Annotated in this window: 18 protein-coding genes and 2 pseudogenes; 6 read left to right on the forward strand and 14 right to left on the reverse strand. The window is 42.3% G+C overall.

The features are described from left to right. Positions 1-338, reverse strand: a 338-nt coding sequence (locus tag SORDD16_RS00880; protein ID WP_277730250.1) for a family 1 glycosylhydrolase, incomplete at its 3' end; no start/stop codon positions are given. A gap of 82 nt (positions 339-420) precedes the next feature. On the opposite strand from SORDD16_RS00880, the gene SORDD16_RS00885 reads away from it, so the two are divergent. Continuing rightward, positions 421-1,302, forward strand: a complete 882-nt coding sequence (locus SORDD16_RS00885) for a LysR family transcriptional regulator (protein ID WP_061451982.1) — start codon at positions 421-423, stop codon at positions 1,300-1,302. Positions 1,303-1,565: 263 nt separating this feature from the next. Here SORDD16_RS00885 and SORDD16_RS00890 read toward each other — a convergent pair whose 3' ends face one another. From SORDD16_RS00890 to rsmH, 9 genes are all read right to left on the reverse strand, one after another. Further along, positions 1,566-1,928, reverse strand: a complete 363-nt coding sequence (locus SORDD16_RS00890; RefSeq protein WP_061412852.1) for a DUF1304 domain-containing protein — start codon at positions 1,926-1,928, stop codon at positions 1,566-1,568. Between the two features lie 15 nt (positions 1,929-1,943). Then, the gene (locus SORDD16_RS00895; protein WP_061451983.1) at positions 1,944-2,375 is read right to left on the reverse strand and encodes a MarR family winged helix-turn-helix transcriptional regulator; all 432 of its coding nucleotides are present in this window, start codon (positions 2,373-2,375) and stop codon (positions 1,944-1,946) included. Between the two features lie 100 nt (positions 2,376-2,475). Beyond that, complete coding sequence (locus tag SORDD16_RS00900; protein WP_061451984.1) at positions 2,476-3,279, reverse strand: ABC transporter ATP-binding protein; 804 nt, start codon at positions 3,277-3,279, stop codon at positions 2,476-2,478. 9 nt (positions 3,280-3,288) lie between these two features. Continuing rightward, complete coding sequence (locus SORDD16_RS00905; RefSeq protein ID WP_061451985.1) at positions 3,289-4,182, reverse strand: ABC transporter permease; 894 nt, start codon at positions 4,180-4,182, stop codon at positions 3,289-3,291. A 10-nt stretch (positions 4,183-4,192) separates the two neighbouring features. Next, positions 4,193-5,170, reverse strand: coding sequence for an ABC transporter substrate-binding protein (locus SORDD16_RS00910; protein WP_061451986.1), 978 nt, complete (start codon positions 5,168-5,170; stop codon positions 4,193-4,195). A gap of 613 nt (positions 5,171-5,783) precedes the next feature. Next, the gene (gene mraY / locus SORDD16_RS00915) at positions 5,784-6,764 is read right to left on the reverse strand and encodes a phospho-N-acetylmuramoyl-pentapeptide-transferase (RefSeq protein ID WP_061451987.1); all 981 of its coding nucleotides are present in this window, start codon (positions 6,762-6,764) and stop codon (positions 5,784-5,786) included. A gap of 1 nt (position 6,765) precedes the next feature. Then, entirely contained in the window at positions 6,766-9,021 is a 2,256-nt protein-coding gene (pbp2x, locus tag SORDD16_RS00920) for a penicillin-binding protein PBP2X (protein ID WP_061451988.1), read from the reverse strand. Positions 9,022-9,024: 3 nt separating this feature from the next. Beyond that, entirely contained in the window at positions 9,025-9,342 is a 318-nt protein-coding gene (gene ftsL / locus SORDD16_RS00925; protein ID WP_061451989.1) for a cell division protein FtsL, read from the reverse strand. Positions 9,343-9,352: 10 nt separating this feature from the next. Beyond that, complete coding sequence (rsmH, locus tag SORDD16_RS00930) at positions 9,353-10,303, reverse strand: 16S rRNA (cytosine(1402)-N(4))-methyltransferase RsmH (protein ID WP_033629331.1); 951 nt, start codon at positions 10,301-10,303, stop codon at positions 9,353-9,355. A gap of 165 nt (positions 10,304-10,468) precedes the next feature. On the opposite strand from rsmH, the gene SORDD16_RS00935 reads away from it, so the two are divergent. The 4 genes from SORDD16_RS00935 to SORDD16_RS00950 are packed head-to-tail and all read left to right on the forward strand — an operon-like array spanning position 10,469 to position 12,125. Then, the gene (locus tag SORDD16_RS00935; protein ID WP_061451990.1) at positions 10,469-10,663 is read left to right on the forward strand and encodes a helix-turn-helix transcriptional regulator; all 195 of its coding nucleotides are present in this window, start codon (positions 10,469-10,471) and stop codon (positions 10,661-10,663) included. A 15-nt stretch (positions 10,664-10,678) separates the two neighbouring features. Then, the gene (locus tag SORDD16_RS10435; RefSeq protein WP_081215097.1) at positions 10,679-11,221 is read left to right on the forward strand and encodes a DUF3278 domain-containing protein; all 543 of its coding nucleotides are present in this window, start codon (positions 10,679-10,681) and stop codon (positions 11,219-11,221) included. A 10-nt stretch (positions 11,222-11,231) separates the two neighbouring features. Beyond that, positions 11,232-11,573 carry a hypothetical protein gene (locus SORDD16_RS11490; protein ID WP_061451991.1) on the forward strand — a complete coding sequence of 114 codons (342 nt, stop codon included), beginning with the start codon at positions 11,232-11,234 and terminating at the stop codon, positions 11,571-11,573. Between the two features lie 12 nt (positions 11,574-11,585). Further along, positions 11,586-12,125, forward strand: coding sequence for a DUF3278 domain-containing protein (locus tag SORDD16_RS00950; protein WP_061451992.1), 540 nt, complete (start codon positions 11,586-11,588; stop codon positions 12,123-12,125). Positions 12,126-12,236: 111 nt separating this feature from the next. Here SORDD16_RS00950 and SORDD16_RS11265 read toward each other — a convergent pair. The 4 genes and pseudogenes from SORDD16_RS11265 to SORDD16_RS00970 all read right to left on the reverse strand — a co-directional run. Continuing rightward, positions 12,237-12,356, reverse strand: a pseudogene (locus SORDD16_RS11265) (TipC family immunity protein); the annotation flags it as partial. 8 nt (positions 12,357-12,364) lie between these two features. Beyond that, positions 12,365-13,071, reverse strand: a pseudogene (locus tag SORDD16_RS10440) (XRE family transcriptional regulator); the annotation flags it as partial. A gap of 73 nt (positions 13,072-13,144) precedes the next feature. After that, positions 13,145-13,705, reverse strand: a complete 561-nt coding sequence (gene rnmV / locus SORDD16_RS00965; protein WP_061451994.1) for a ribonuclease M5 — start codon at positions 13,703-13,705, stop codon at positions 13,145-13,147. Continuing rightward, complete coding sequence (locus SORDD16_RS00970; RefSeq protein ID WP_061415723.1) at positions 13,702-14,478, reverse strand: TatD family hydrolase; 777 nt, start codon at positions 14,476-14,478, stop codon at positions 13,702-13,704. Before SORDD16_RS00970 ends, rnmV begins: the two co-directional genes overlap by 4 nt. Positions 14,479-14,629: 151 nt before the next feature. Between SORDD16_RS00970 and SORDD16_RS00975 the strand changes: the two genes are divergently transcribed. Continuing rightward, positions 14,630-16,474 carry an APC family permease gene (locus SORDD16_RS00975; protein WP_061451995.1) on the forward strand — a complete coding sequence of 615 codons (1,845 nt, stop codon included), beginning with the start codon at positions 14,630-14,632 and terminating at the stop codon, positions 16,472-16,474. Positions 16,475-16,502 lie beyond the last annotated feature (28 nt).

The following is a 16,502-nucleotide window of genomic DNA, read 5'->3' on the forward strand; positions in this document are numbered from 1 at the left end:
TGCCCTTCTTCATTCGGTTTTTCTTCGTCCCCATTTGGAAAAATGCGCGTCCAGTTGATAGAGGTCCGAAAGATCTTAAAGCCCATTTCCTTAAAGAGGGCGATGTCTTCCTTGTAGCGATGGTAAAAGTCTATAGCCTCACGACCTGGGAAATAATCGGTGTCATTGGGCAAACCACGAAAATGATGGTGAATTCCCTTGCGGAAACAGGTGGCCAAATCTACCCCTTTTCCACCCTCGTCCCAAGCACCTTCTGCCTGATTGGCTGCAATAGCGCCACCCCAGAGAAAGTTTTCTGGAAATTCACTAACTACCTGATAGGGAAATGTTGTCATCATACTGTACTCCTTTTTTATGATTAAGACTTGATAAATGCATCAAGATAGTGTTAAATGATAGTAGAAAGAAGAGGACTCCTTCATGAACTATGCTGAAATTGAAACCTTTTTAACCGCAGTTGAGCTCAAGAGCATCTCAGCTGCTGCCAAAAAACTCTATATCTCTCAAGGAACCGCTAGCCACCGCATCCAAAACCTAGAAGCTGATCTGGAAATCCAGCTCTTTTTCCGGCAACCGGGGCAAAAGCAATTGGTGCTAACCAAGAGTGGCGAGGAATTTTTGACTCTAGCCAAGCAATGGAAGAGCCTCTATCAAGAAACCCACCACCTCAAGTTTCAGCAGCACTTGATCCACTTGTCTGTGGCTGGGATCGAGTCGGTCAATACCTTTGCGCTTCTCCCTTTTTACAAGGACTTTGCCCTCCAGCATCCTGAAATCAAACTCAAACTCTCGACCTACCACTCCAATGAGATCTACGAACTTCTCAACAAAGGAGCCATTGATCTTGGCTTTACCTACGCCTATGCCAACTACCCAACCGTCCAGGTCGAAGCCCTCTTTACCGAGCCTATGGTCCTGGTAACTCAGCAGACAAGTGTCCTACCAGAAGTGCTCTCTTTAAGAGAACTAGATCCTGGAAAGGAAATCTACATCAACTGGGGAGTGGATTTTGAGATTTGGCATCGGGAGCAATTTCCCTCTTCAGCGGAACAATGGATCACCGCTGGAAACTGCCACATGCAACTGTCCCTTCTTGACTTCACGGACTCTTGGGCTTTTCTACCCTTGAGCGTCGCTAAGCAACTGGATCCAAACCACTATCGGCAAGTAGACTTCATTGAAGATCCGTTGCAGAAAACCTGCTACTGCCTAACCCCAGCCACTCTCTTACCTGATAAAGAGGCGGTGCTAGGAATCTTGCTAGAAGATATGAAGCAATTTCTCTCCGTCAGAGATTTCTGATTACGCTTTCATTATATCGGTTTAACCCATATTTGTAAATCGAATATTTTAAATAGATAATATTTATAAAGTCGATATTTAAATTTTAAATCTAGTCCATCCTTCTATGATAAACCCTTTCTTAACCTCCCCTAAAATGCTTAACGAGCATTTTTAGGAAAAAGCAAGTCCCTACCAGTCAATTTCTGGTAGGGGCCCAAAACCAAAAAACCTGAACTCAAGTTCTCTTAATACTCGAGTTCAGGCTTTTTCTTTATTTTCCTTTATTTAAAGAGCAAGATAGAAATCAAGGCCAAAATCGCTGGGCCACCTTGCTTGAGGATGATTTTCTTGTCCGCTGTGAGCGCCCCATAAGTCGCAGCTCCGATAACAAAGAGGACAAAAATGGTCACAATCTCAAGACTGCCAGAGATAAAAATGCCATAGAGGAGGAAAAGGGCAATCAAAAGATTGTAAATTCCTTGATTTTTAAAGAGGGAGGTGACGGATTTTCGGGCCAATTCTTCCTTTTCCATGTTAAAGACACGGCTGGTTGCATCTGACTGGGTTGCGATGCTTTCTAGATAAAAGATATAGATGTGTTCTAAAGCGACAAGACTTGCTAAGATAAGGGTGATAAGTGACATGTGTATTCCTACTTTCTATTTTTCAAGGTCAACCTGCTCAAGGCCGGCGACGAGTTTGGCTAATAATCGGGAAAGCTCTTGACTTTCAGCTTCACTAAGGATGTTTTCCATCTGTTTTTTGACGACTAGATGTTGGGCTGGAGGTTTTTCCACTAATTGTTCTCTGGCAAACGGAGTCAATGCAACCAACTGCTCCCGCTGATTGAGCGGATTGCGCTGTCTAGTAACATAACCCTCCCCCTCCAGAATCTTAAAATGCCGGGCTAGGGCAGCTTGATCAATCCCAAGAACTTCCTTAAGAGCAATCTGCGTTGAACTCTCATGCTCCAATAGATACTGCAACATCTGGTACCGAGTCAGACTAATCTCCAGTCGTTTTTCAAACAAACGTGTACTAGCCTGATCCGCCAGATGAAGCTGGTAGAGCAGTTCATTAATCTGGGGCATATGCTCCTCCTTTATAATTGATTTATCAATTATTGATGAGTCAATTATAATCCACTTAAAAGAAAAAAGCAAGAATTTTGCTTGCTTTTCCCAAAAAATTCTAACCAAGCACCAATTCATCGCTCACCAGACTTTGACCACTATTTTTGTGAAAGAGATGCAGAAGTTCCTCCACGGTCAAATTCTTCTTTTCTTCCCCCTGAACATCCACTACAACCTTTCCTTGATAGAGCATGATAAGGCGATTGCCATACTCAATAGCATGACTCATATCATGAGTAATCATCAAGGTCGTTAATTGATGATTCTCTACGATTTTTTGGGTCAAATTCATAACCATCTGGCTAGTCTTTGGATCCAGAGCTGCCGTGTGTTCATCTAGGAGCAAAAGTTTCGGTTTGACCAAGGCTGCCATGACTAGGGTCAGAGCCTGCCGCTGCCCTCCGGATAGATATTGAGTAGGTACTTTCAAACGATTTTCCAGTCCAATATTCAGCTCCTTGAGTGCTTTTCGAAACAGCTCACGATCTTTTTCTCGAACTCCCCAGCCTAAGCCACGACCTTTTCCACGTCTTAGGGCAATAGCCATATTTTCCTCAATGGTCAAACGAGAAGCTGTTCCCATCTTTGGATCTTGAAAGACACGCGCAATGTCCTTCGCTCGTTTTCGGATACTGGTTTGTTTGATTGATTTTTCTTCTAAGAGCAAATCCCCTTCATCGACTGCCAGATTTCCTGCCAGGATATTCATGAGTGTTGATTTTCCAGCACCATTTCCACCGATAACGGAGATAAAATCTCCTTCTTCTACCTGTAAATCCAGACCTTTAAGGACATGATTTTCATTCACTGTGCCAACTTCAAACGTTTTGTGAATTCCCTCAATTGATAACAATGTTGCCATAACTTTCTCCTATTTATTTCCCAACTTAAGGCCACGAACCTTTAGACGTTTTTGTACCTCTGGTGCAAATAAAACCAGCGCTAATAAAATAGCATTGAAAAGGCGCACTAGATTTTGATCCAGATTTGGAATCTCGTAGATATTTAGGATAATCAAGCGGTAAACAACGGCACCGACCCCAATAGACAGCAAGCGCCAACCAATGGTCAATTCATGAATCAAGACTTCTGCGATAATCACTGCACTCAAGCCAACTACGATTGTTCCCGTTCCAGAGGTCACATCTGAAAAGCCATCATTCTGCGAAAATAAGGCTCCACAAAGGGCGATCAATCCATTAGAAATCATGTAGCCTACAATCTTCATATTGTCCACATTAACCCCATTAGCCTCACTCATAGGGATATTATCACCCGTTGAGCGAAGAACAAGGCCAATTTGAGTTTTCATCAGTAGGGTCAAGAGCAAGCAAACAATCAACAAGCAGAATAAACTCAAGAAAAAGACTGCTTGTTCGTTGGATAAACCCAATCCCATTAATTGTTTAAAGACAGTTGAGGCGTCCCCAATCGACAAATTGGGAACACTACCCATAATCTTAATATTGATGGAGTAAAGTCCCGTCAAGGTCACAATCCCTGTTAGAAGTGCTGGGATTTTCATCTTAGTATGGAGCAAACCTGATACCATCCCTGCAATCATCCCCGCTGAAATAGCCAAAATAGTAGCTAACCAAGGATTTGTTCCAGCCTGTATCTGCGATGCTACTACGGCTGCCCCCAAAGGAAAAGCTCCCTCCGCTGTCATATCAGCAATGTCTAAAATCCGAAAGGTCAAATAGACCCCAATCCCCATGATGGACCATAAAAGCCCTTCCGATAAACTCGATAATACAAAATCCATATCAAACCTCCTACTCTTGGCTGTCTAAGACACTAATATCAATTCCAAGTGCTTCTGCCATTTCTTTATTAGTATGCAGTTCTAGCTTTTCTGGCAGTTCTGCTGGCATATTTTCTGTTTTTTCACCTTTCAATACTCGAACAACCATACGAGCCGTCTGGCGTCCCAATTCTTCATAATCTGTGCCATAGTTATAAAGTCCACCAATGGCCACCATTTCCGTCGAACCACCAAAAACAGGCACTTTGTGCTTGATTGATACTTGTTTGATGGTTTCCATTGTAGAAGAGATAATATTATCCGTTGGAACAAAGACCATATCTACTTCTGACATCAGGCTATCTGCCGCCGCCTTGACATTATTACTATCAAGGATGGTCTTCTCCACCACTGCAAATCCCTTTTCCTCTAGTAGGCGTTTAGCTTCGTCCTTTTGCACCACTGAGTTCGGCTCACTTTGCGTATAGAGAATTCCGATGGTCTTCGCACGTGGCAGCACTTTTTTAATCAAGTCAATCTGAGTCGCAATAGCATCTGATGACTGGTCGCTCGTTCCTGTCACATTTCCACCTGGCTGTTCCATAGACGCTACCAATTTTGCCCCCACAGGATCCGTCACAGCTGAAAAAATCACAGGAGTTGTCTTGGTCGTAGTCGCTAAACTCTGAGCTGACGGAGTTGCAATGGCAAAGACAACATCGCTTGATTCTGCCAACTGCTGGGAAATCGTCTTGAGATTACGTTGTTCCCCTTGTGCATTTTGAAGAGTAATCTGGATATTTTCTCCATCAATATAACCTTGATTGGCTAGTTCTTCTTCAAACCCCTTTCGTGTCGCGTCAAGCGATTGATGGGTGATAAACTGGGAAATTCCGATACGAAAAACATCCTTTTTCTTATCAGACTTTATATGATGAAGCGTGACCAAGGTGGTCAGTAGAATACACACCACCAAGACAGGGGCTAGTAATTTGCGAATACCTTTCATAAAAACACCTCTTTATAAAACGAAAATAAAAAACCGCCTAGATAAAAATCTAAACGGATGCTTGAAAGATTTCAACAAGTAACAGTAAACCAGTCCATTTAGATCTATCATCTATATGGACCACAATCAAAAATCTTAGCCACATAGATACAAACAAATTGCTTGAGCTGTTTGTATCCATGATGACATGTCTACAAACACTATCTAAAGTAGCTAAAGTAAAAGTTTTGATTGTTGTTCATTACTTGCATCATTTTCATAATTTTTCGCTTTCTTTTTTTATGGTACTTATCTTATCACCTTTCAGAAGTGATGTCAAGAATATTTTGGAATTTTTCTTATTTTTCTGAAAATTACATTGTTAATATGATTTCCGCCAGAACTTATCAATATAAGTTCTGATAACAGTTTTTCCAATATGCTCACTATCTAGATAGCAACAAAATGACACGATACCACTAAATTATCCTATCTCCCAATTTCTAACTCTCCCCTGAAACAGAAAGAGGCTGAGACAAAATTTCCAACCTCATTTTTTAGTAACAGTTACGATATCCGTCAAAATGCGTTTGCATCGGCGGTCTTTTAGATTTAAAAAGTTCCTATATATTTCTTATAGAAAATATAAAATGGCTAATGCTAACAAACTTCCACTCAAACCAACTCCCCAAAAGAAAAAGTCAACCTTCCACTCGCTCCAAGGATTGCCCTTGCCTGAAAATCCTCCAAGCTCAAAATGATGATGCACAGGTGTCATACGGAAAATACGCTTCCCACCACTAAGTTTGAAGTAGGTAACCTGCATCATAACAGAGCTTGTCTCAAAGACATAGATAATCCCAATCAGCAAAAGGGTCCATTCTTGGTGGAGGGCCATAGAGATTGCTGCCAGCATCCCACCTAGAGCCAAACTTCCAACGTCCCCCATAAAGACCTTGGCAGGCTTGTGGTTAAAGACGAAGAAACCTAGCAAACCACCAATCATGGCAAGAATCACAAGAAGGATATCCAGTTGATTTTGCATATAAGCAATCACACCGTAGGCCGATAAGCTAATCACTACGGAAATACTTGCTAAGCCGTCAATCCCGTCAGTCAGATTCACCGCATTTGAAAAGCCAACTAGCCAGAAAAGGGCAAAGAAAATATAGAAAATACCCAAATGTACCTGGTAGCCAAAAACTGAAAGCATGTCGCCACCACGCTCATAAAAGAGGTAGAAAATCACTCCTCCAAGGAGCTGGAGAGCTAGCTTTTGCTTGGGATTTAAGCCTTCGTTGATCTTTCGAAAGACCTTGAGGAAATCATCCAAAAAACCTACCAAACCATACAAAACCAAGATAAACAAAATCATGCTAACATTGTTGGTTAATTGTTGGGTAAAGAGAGCAACAAGGAAGCTCACCACTACTGCAACGATCAGGAAGACAAGACCTCCCATGGTTGGAGTCCCAGCTTTAGCTTGGTGTTGTTTGACATCCTCGTGCATCTGCTGACCTGTAATCTGTGCTTTTCGATAAAATCGGATAAAGGCTGGAATACCAAGCAAGGTCAATAGAAAGGCTAGAATTCCAGCACTAATGGAACTAATCATCTTAATCTCCTAAAGTTAATTTTAAATTTTTAATATCTTTGAGAGCAGTATTGGCACGGACACTTTGTTTTTTGACCGTTTTGCCACTACCTTCCCACTCGACTTCTATATTTAGCCATTTGGCAAATGTTTGAACATTTTCCTCTGTCCAGCCGTACATATCAGGCATCTCTTCGACCTTATCAGACAGGATCAAAATCTGCTGATTGGCCTCTAAATTACCTCCTTCAGAAACAGAACTGTCCTTAATCTTGGTTCCTGTTCCGATAACGATTGGTTGGACAAGGTTACGACGCAATTCCTCTGCTAGGTCACCCGGAGTAAAGTCCTTGGCAGCTGGCATAACATAGCTTGTCGTCTTGCTGATCTGGTCCAAGTTCTTAGCAGTTGACTGAAGATTGAGGGATTCTTTCATAGCAGAAGCGCGCTCAAGAATAGGATTGGCAAATTCTCCCAACTGGATACCCGAATAGTGCTCTGGTTGTTGAACCGTTACATAAAGGATAAAATCAGGATTTTCAGCCGGAGTCATAGCAACCACGGAGAAAATATAGTTAGTCACCCCTGTCAAATATCCGCCGTTCTTCTCATCTGCAATCTGGGCCGTACCTGATTTGAGGGCAACATTCTGTCCTGGGACATTGACCGTCGGCTTACCTGTACTGTGGTTATACATAGTCCCGTGCACAGGATCTGTCCCAACCATAACCATATGATCGCGAGTTAATGATGCTGCTTCTTTTGAAACAGGGTTTCCGACAACCTCTTTTTGAGACTTACGTACGGACTGATCATTCGGATCATAGAGGGCGCTGATAAACTTCGGTTCTAACATGACCCCGTCATTGGCAATGGCTGTAAAGGCACGAAGCATTTGGGTTTGGGTAACAGAAATCCCTTGACCAAAAGCACTCATTCCGATATTTACAATATTGTCAGCTGGTAGTTGCCCTGAGTATTCATCTGTCAAACCAAAACGAGTTGGCACCCCAAACTTAAAGCGATTGAGATAGTCTAACCAAGTCGCATCTCCCATCTTTTGCTCAAGTAAAGTCATCCCGATATTACTAGAATGGGCAAAGCCTTGAGAAAAGGTCATCGTCCCACCACTGGTCAAACCTTCGTTTACGTCCCAGTCCTTGATAGTAGCATCTGCCAGCTTCAACTCACTGCTATTGAAATATTCCCCACCTGGGAAGGTGTTGTTATCAATAGCAGACGCCAAGGTCATCACCTTCATGGTCGACCCTGGTTCGTAGTTGCTTTGGTAGAGGATATCACGCCAAACAAAATCTTCTGTAATGCCATCCTTGGTATCCGCGTTAAAGGTCGGCCGTTGTGTCGTCGCAAGGATTTCCCCTGTCTTAGCACTGACCAAGGTAGCTGTCATATACTTGCCTTTTACCTTTTCCTGAAAGGCATCCATCTGCGTCTCCATAAAGGACTGCAGAGGACTGGAAATAGTCGTGTAAACATCCTTTCCATCTACAGTCTGTTGCGAAGCTTGCTCTGTACCTGGAACGATATTTCCAAGGCGATCTTTTTCATAAGTGATGATTCCGTCTGTTCCAGCAAGGATACTGTTTAGAGAACTCTCCAAACCAGAGGTTCCAATCAATCGTTTGGTGCCATCCTCATTTTCATGGAGTTGCGCTAAACCGATAAAGGAAGAAGCAAACTGTCCATTGGGATAACTGCGGTTAGGGCTAGTTGTAAAGTCAACTCCCTCAACACCAGCAGTTTTGAGGTCATTTTTAATGGCCATCATATTGGCATAGGTAATCCCATTTCCCTTGGTACCAAAAGATACCTGTTTCAGATCTGGCTGAGAAAGCTGTTCTTTGACATAGGACTCCTCCATATCCAGATACTTATGGAAAATTTCAGCTACCTTATTAAATTGAGAATCCTCTACATAGAGAACCTTACCCGTTGCTGACTTGTAGGTTTTGTCAATAACGGCATAGATATTATACGAAGTTGCATCCTCTGCAATAGGCGTTCCATTACGATCGTAGATGGTCCCCCGCTTGGCTGGAATCGTTTTGGTTGTTTGGTGAACTTTTTTTGCTTCTTGAACCAAGTCCTTACCAAATTTTTTACCCGTTCCGATAATGACCGCAAAGTTGACCAAAAAGACAGCGAAGAGTATGACAGCCAATAAACTCAGGCTTTTCCCTACTCTTCGGCGATTTTCTTCTGGAGATTTACGGTTACGAACGGCATAACGGATGATTTTTTCTTTCCACTGTTTCATTTCTTACTCCGCTGCTCGGATATTTTCGTTATTCAGCTGCAAATCCTTAGAGTTTGCAATCTCTTTCAAACGTTCTGAACGAATCAATTCATTGACCTCTTGCTTGGCATCGTCAAGCTCGGTTTTCTTTTCTTCGATTTGAGCATTGACCTTGGTCAATTCATTCTGAACTTGTAATAGCTTGGTCTGCATAAATACAACGCTAATTGCCAGGATAATCGTTGTTAGAGCAATCGAAACATAGAAGGCCTTTTCCACACGTGAAAAACCTTTAAACTTCGTTTGCAATAACTGGCTTGTTTTTTCGATTCTTTCTGCCATGTTTTTCCTCTTACTTGTGAATTTTTCTGGCCACGCGCAACTTGGCTGAATGCGAACGGTTGTTGGCTTCTAGCTCTTCGGCACTTGGCAAGATTGGCTTGCGGGATACCAATTCCATCTTGGGCTTAAGATCATCTGGAATGAAGGGCAAGCCTTTCGGAACTTCCACCGTTGAAGCTTCCTTGAATAATTGCTTGGTCAAGCGGTCTTCCAGAGAATGGAAGGTAATCACCGAGATTCTCCCATCCAGAGCCAGCATGTCCATGGCCTGCTGGATGGATTCATCTGCAGCGCCCAGCTCATCATTGACTTCGATTCGGATAGCCTGAAAAATCTGCTTGGCAGGATGCCCCTTTTTCTTGAGTTCCTTGGCAGGCTTGGCTGACTTGATAATTTCTGCCAACTCCGTCGTTGTCTCGATGGGTTTCATCTCACGCGCTTGCTCAATCTTACGGGCAATCTGTTTAGAAAACTTATCCTCACCATATTTGAAAAAGATCCGAACCAAGTCATGATAGTCATAATGATTAACCACCTCATAGGCCGTCAGACTAGCTTCCTGATTCATACGCATATCCAGTGGCGCATCCTTTTTATAAGAAAAGCCACGCTCACGCTGATCCAGCTGAGGACTGGACACACCCAAGTCATAACAAATTCCATCAATTTCCTGGACACCAGCCTCCTGCAAACGTGCCTGCAAATGACGGAAGTTATCCTTGATAAAGGTTACCATCCCTTTTTCGATATAGGGTGCCAACCGTTTTTGCGCATTGTCAATAGCATTTTGGTCCTGGTCAAAGGCATAGAGATGCCCTTTTTCGCTTAATTTACTTAATAAATATTCGCTATGGCCTGCTCCGCCCAAAGTCGCATCAACGTAGATACCGTCAGGTTTTACGTCAAGCATATCAATCGTTTCATGAAGCAAGACCGTTACATGATGAAATTCTTTTGTCATATCTTATCTATTTTACCACAAATCCGACCAGCTTGCACCTGTCAGACAAATAGTGCAAAGGCAAGTAAGATTTCTTTAAGAATATGGCGAATATACTTGACATCCATTTCATAGAAGAATATAATATAGTCAAATATATGCGACACAAATCAGAAAGGAGAACAGATGAATCGTGTGAAAGAATTTCGCAAAGAACTGGGCATTTCCCAGCTCGAGCTCGCCAAGGATATCAGCGTCTCGAGACAGACTATCAATATGATTGAAAACGACAAGTACAATCCAACTCTGGAACTCTGTCTCAATCTCGCCCGCAGCCTCCAAACTGACCTTAACAGTCTCTTTTGGGAAGACGATTTTTAAAAAAGGAGCCAACAAATGAAAAAAGAAAGTCTCACTGAAAAACTCATCAAACACATATACGGTATTTCTGGTCCCCTTGACGAACACAAACGGCGCGAGGCCGATCGCATTGGGAACCAAGTCTTTATTGTTCTCTTTTATCTGATGACATTTGGCAATCTCATCCCCCTTGTTCTTGCTTATAAGTACCCACAAATTGTCGCTATCGGCTATCCTCTCGTGGTGTTTGTCATTTCGATGATGGCCTCCCTCTATGTGGTCTCCCAAACAAAGAAAACAGGCATCACAGCTATTGATCCCGAAATGTTAAGCAAGAAAGAAAGTAAACAGCTACATTTTCCGGGTCTAAAAGCGGGCCTAATCTATGGCATAGCGATATTTTTTATAATGCCACTCATCGATACCCTAACAAGTGAAAATCCAAATTTCATCAGTTCTCTTCTGAATTCAAAACATATTTTAAAAACTATACTGGGAGCTTTCTTTTTCGGATTGATCATACAAATTATCGTCTCTCTTCGCATTCGAAAAGCCAAAAAAGACCAAGACGACGACTAGGAGGTACCTTATGAAATCACTAGTAACTTTACTAATCAGTCACATTTTTATCAGCATCTTTATTACCTTTTTCCTAGTTTCTGGACATATTACGCGCCCTTTCTTGATAATTTTTCTTTTATTCCTTCCTTTATTGAACAAGGGACAGAGATTCCAGAAAATCCAATCCAAAAAAATACGCCTTCTAAACGTTTCTCTCTGTTTTATCCTCGTATCCTTTCCACAACTTTTAAGGAATCCTGTAGATTGGAGATATCTAGTATTTCTAACAATTTGTATTATTTTTAGCTTGCTTTACTTCTATACTCTCTATCAACTCGTTAAAGAAGTCAATCAAAAATCGCTCATTTAGGAGGTTACCCACATGAAAAAAGAAGACTTAACCACTCGCCTACTTCGGAATCTCTTTCATATCCAAGGTCCTTTTGATGAATGCCGGCAAGAGATTATCTACAAGGCAGGTGCCCGTTCCATGGTCCAAATCGTTTACTCTTCCCTCCTACTCTTCCTGTTCTATCTCCTATTTGGACGCTTCATAGAGTTGGTTCGAGATGCTATGCCCTACCTCTATTTTGGACTTATCTTCGTCCTCTCATCTAGGGCGAGACTAGCAGTTCGTGACTTACGTTTAGACAAGGATGATCCGTCCGAAATCCATCACAAAAGCTACAGCAAAAGCCAGATCAAAGTTCGTAGTTGGGGTGTATTCATCAGTATTCAGCTTGGTCTCTTCCTCTTACTAATCTTTCATAAACTCTTTGTTCAGCATCTTCCCCTCGATACCTTTTGGGACAATCTCTCCCAGTTCGATAAAACGCTCCCTTTACTAGTCTTGGGATTGGGAATTGGTGCCATCTTTGGAACCATGACCTACGTCTTTTTATCGGAACACGTTAAAAAATAGACCAAGATTCGCTAATTTTTAATTTATAGGCAAAAAATCCCACCTAGCTCGTTCTAGGTGGGATTTCCACTTCAATTCATAGGATATTTCTGGGATATCTAATGACCCTCGTCACCAATTCTCCCACTGGGTTTCAATCTTGACCTCACCATAGTTGTTTGGCGAGTACTTACTGTCATAAATCGAACACCAGTCTTTCAAGACTTTCTGGTTGACGATTTCGTCACAGTCCTTCTCTAGGTTCTATCCATTATTTCCTGTAAACAGGACAAATAGTCATTAAAACAATCAGTCAACTCTACTTTTTCAAGACAGCACATCCCTGCAATAAGTGTATCTCTTATTATAAAAAAATTTTCCAATCGAGTTACTTCCTTCTGCTTTGCAAGAAGTGACATGATTTTCTCAATTTGATTCACAAATTTAGCAAGATCTTTTCTAATAAGCATTTGATAGAAAAACAAACGAATCAATAAAATATCGTTACTGAATAAGCCTCTTTTTCTGTAATTTCATGCATATTTTCCTCAAGTATCAATTCAGCGTATTCAGATCTTCTAGTTCTAGATGTATCCAAACTTGCCTGTAGTACTTCACATACCAGCTGTTCTTCTTTAGGAAGCTTATCAAAATATGTTTCATAAATCTCTCCCAAGCAAGCTTCCTTCTTATCATATTCTTCTTTGCCATAGATTGGCTCACGTAAAATTTGGTATTTTAGCTCTAAATAACCAGAAGGAAGGGCTGTAAAGTCTGGCATAAGACTATAAGCCGGAACTCCTAAACGGCGAGCAATATAGTCTAACTTAGGCAAACTTGGTTGCGAAGCTCCACTTTCGATTCGGGCTAGTTGACGAACCGTCAGTTCTTGCTCATCTCCGCAAAAATCTAGACGGCTGATGCCTTTCCCCACTCGAATCTCTTTTATTTTTTGACCAATAGACATTCTACACCTCCTCTTCTATCTTATTCGAAAAAATATTTTTGAAGTCAAATGATTTTATCAACTACACTCACACCTACTCATAACTTTCCATAGTCTCTTCCACTTCTGCCAAGGTTATCCCAAACAACTCCAACCGCTTGAGGAGTTGCTTGCCGTTGGAATAGCCGATGCGGAGCTGTTCGCCTAGATACTCTCGGCGTCTACGACTGTCTGCTCCCGCTAAGAAACCTAGGCGAATCAAGTCACCACGACTGATGTCAAACTCGTTCTCGTTTTCAAATTGTTCTGTTACCTGAGCCAGCGCCGTTTTTAGATCTTCGTAGCTGGCGTGTTCAATTCCCAGAGAACGTCCCTTGGACTTAGATTTGGGAACAGCCTCATCTCGCTTGAGAAAGGCATGTTGTACCGTTGGAATGGCCGTCATAATCATGCGCCGAATCCGCTCCCCATTAAAATCCGGATCTGTAAAGACAATGACTCCATGCAATCCATGCAGGAGCTGAATGCGTTCTATATCCTGGTCATTTATTGCGGAACCTCGTGTCTCATAGGTTTCCACGTCAAAGTAACGTTTGAGATTGGCCGTGTCATCACGCCCTTCGACCACGATGACTTGGGAAATTTTTTCTTTCATGATTGTTTTTCCAATCCAAAAATTCGCTCTGCATTTGCAGTCGTTGCTGCTGCTAATTCCTCGGTCGTCATCCCACGCTGGTCGGCAATAAAGTCCACCACATAACGTGTGTAGGCTGTTTTATTCTCACGACCACGTTTAGGAACAGGAGCCAGATAGGGCGCATCCGTCTCTACCAAAATTTTATCCAAAGGAAGCTCTCTAGCAGCTTCTTGGACATCCGTAGCTTTTTTAAAAGTCACCACTCCTGAGAAAGAAATAGTCATGCCAAACTCGACAAACTTCTCAGCCCACTCCAAAGAACCTGAGAATGAGTGCATAATTCCACCACGAGGACCAACGCCCTCGCTCCTGATAATCTCATAAGTATCTTCTAGCGCATCACGAGTGTGGACCACAAAAGGCAAGTTCAAATCCTTAGACAGCTGAATCTGACGACGAAAAACCTGCTCCTGCACTTCCTTAGGTGCTGTCATCCAGTGATAGTCCAGACCAATCTCACCTAAAGCAACAACCTTGGGATGTTTTAGCTTTTCAAGCAAGTAAACTTCGACCTCATCTGTGTAAGTCCCTGCTTCCGTCGGATGCCAACCAATAGTTGCGTAGAGCTGCTCATACTCATCTGCCAACTCTAGGGCTCGCTCAATGGTTGGCTTATCAAAACCAACAATATTCATCTGTGTCACCCCCATCTCAGCAGCCAAGGCGATTTCTTCTGCCTCACGTCCTGCAAATTCCTCTACATTTAAATGTGTATGCGTATCAAAAATCATCTCTTCTAACCTCATTTTCTTCCATCTATTATACCAAAAATAGCATCCCTCGGCTTGGAAAAATATTCTAATATCAATCATTCTCCCTTGACTGCCTTTTTTCAAAGCAGTATAATAACACTTATTGAAATTTTCAGCAAAGGAAAAGAAAATGTTTAGAAAATTAAAATATACCTTTATCGGTCGACCACTCAAGTCTCTCACAGACGGCGAAGGGGGATTGCTTGGAAAAATGCAGGCACTTGCAATGTTATCCAGTGATGCCCTGTCTTCTATTGCCTATGGACCCGAACAAGTCATTCTCGTTTTAGTTAGCCTCTCTCCTCTCGCTATTTGGTGGAGCCTCCCTATCGGTATTTTTGTCCTCTTACTGCTCGCTAGTTTGACCATTTCCTATCGTCAAATTATTCACGCCTATCCTCAGGGAGGAGGAGCTTATATGGTCACTCGGGAAAATCTCTCCCCTGAACTGGGCTTGATTGCAGGAGGCAGCCTCCTTGTTGACTATATGCTGACAGTAGCCGTATCCGTTGCTTCTGGAGCTGATGCTATTACTGCAGCCATACCTACCCTCCATCCCTACAATCTTCATATCTCTATTTTCCTAGTCTGCCTGCTCATGCTCTTGAATTTAAGAGGCTTGAAAGAATCTGCCAGCTCTCTGATGATTCCCGTCTACCTCTTTATCTTCAGTACCGTCTTTCTCTTACTTTATGGGTTCTTTCAACTGTTTACAGGTTCCCTAAACTATCAGGCGACTTCAACCATTGGACAAACTGTTCCGAGCCTTTCCATCGTTCTCCTATTGAGAGCCTTTACCAGTGGCTCCGCCTCTCTGACAGGGGTTGAAGCTATTTCAAATGCGGTACCATTTTTCAAAACTCCGAAAGAAAAGAATGCTGCTCAGACTTTGACCATCATGTCGCTGATTTTAGGATTTCTTTTTGCAGGCATTACCTTCCTAAACTACTGGATGGGTATCACGCCTCAACACGGAGAAACCATCCTCTCGCAAATGGCCAAGGGCATTCTTGGTGATTCATTCTTTGGTCATGCTAGCTACTATCTCTTCCAGTTCTCAACAGCCTTAATTCTAGCTGTAGCTGCAAATACTGGCTTTTCAGCCTTCCCTATGCTAGCTTACAATATGGCTAAAAACAAGTACATGCCCCATCTCTTTATGGAAAAGGGGGATCGTCTCGGCTACTCCAACGGTATCTTAACTCTGGCTTTTGGAGCTATGATCCTTCTTCTCATTTTTAATGGGAATACTGAACGCTTGATTCCTCTTTATACTATCGGGGTCTTCGTTCCCTTTGCCCTTTCTCAGACTGGGATGATTCGCCATTGGAAAAAGGAAAAAGGAGCAAACTTCTTAAAATCTGCCTTCGCTAATATCCTTGGGGCCATCATTTGTTATGCTATTGTCCTCATTTTACTCCTCTTCAGACTGGGTGATATCTGGCCATTCTTTCCAATTATCCTAGTTCTAACCTTCCTCTTTTTGTCCATTCACAACCATTACCAAAAAGTGGCAAAACAACTGCGACTCTACGAAGGAATTGAAAAGCGCACTTATGACGGTAACCTTGTCCTTGTCCTAGTAGGAAATGTTACTCGAGTAAGTGTCGGAGCCATTAACTACGCTCAAAGTATCGGTGACGAAGTGTTGGCCATGCACATTTCTACTAAAGAAACTGCCGAAAAAGACCAAGAAATTCTCCAAGAATTTGCCGATTACTTTCCAAATATCACTCTGAAGAATATCAATACCAGCTACCGCGACATCATCACCCCTAGCGTTAAGTATGTCAAACGAATCGCCCAAGAAGCTAAGCAAAAAAATTACACCGTTACAGTCCTTGTACCGCAGTTTATCCCTAACAAGCCTTGGCAAAATATCCTGCACAATCAAATGAGCCTCAAACTCAAATACGCTCTCAGATGGCACGAAGATGTCGTTGTCGCTAGCTACTCTTATCACTTAAAAGAATAAACAAAAACTCAAAATCAGTTACTTATAT

It is taken from the genome of Streptococcus oralis (assembly GCF_001578945.1).
Classification (GTDB): domain Bacteria; phylum Bacillota; class Bacilli; order Lactobacillales; family Streptococcaceae; genus Streptococcus; species Streptococcus oralis_Q.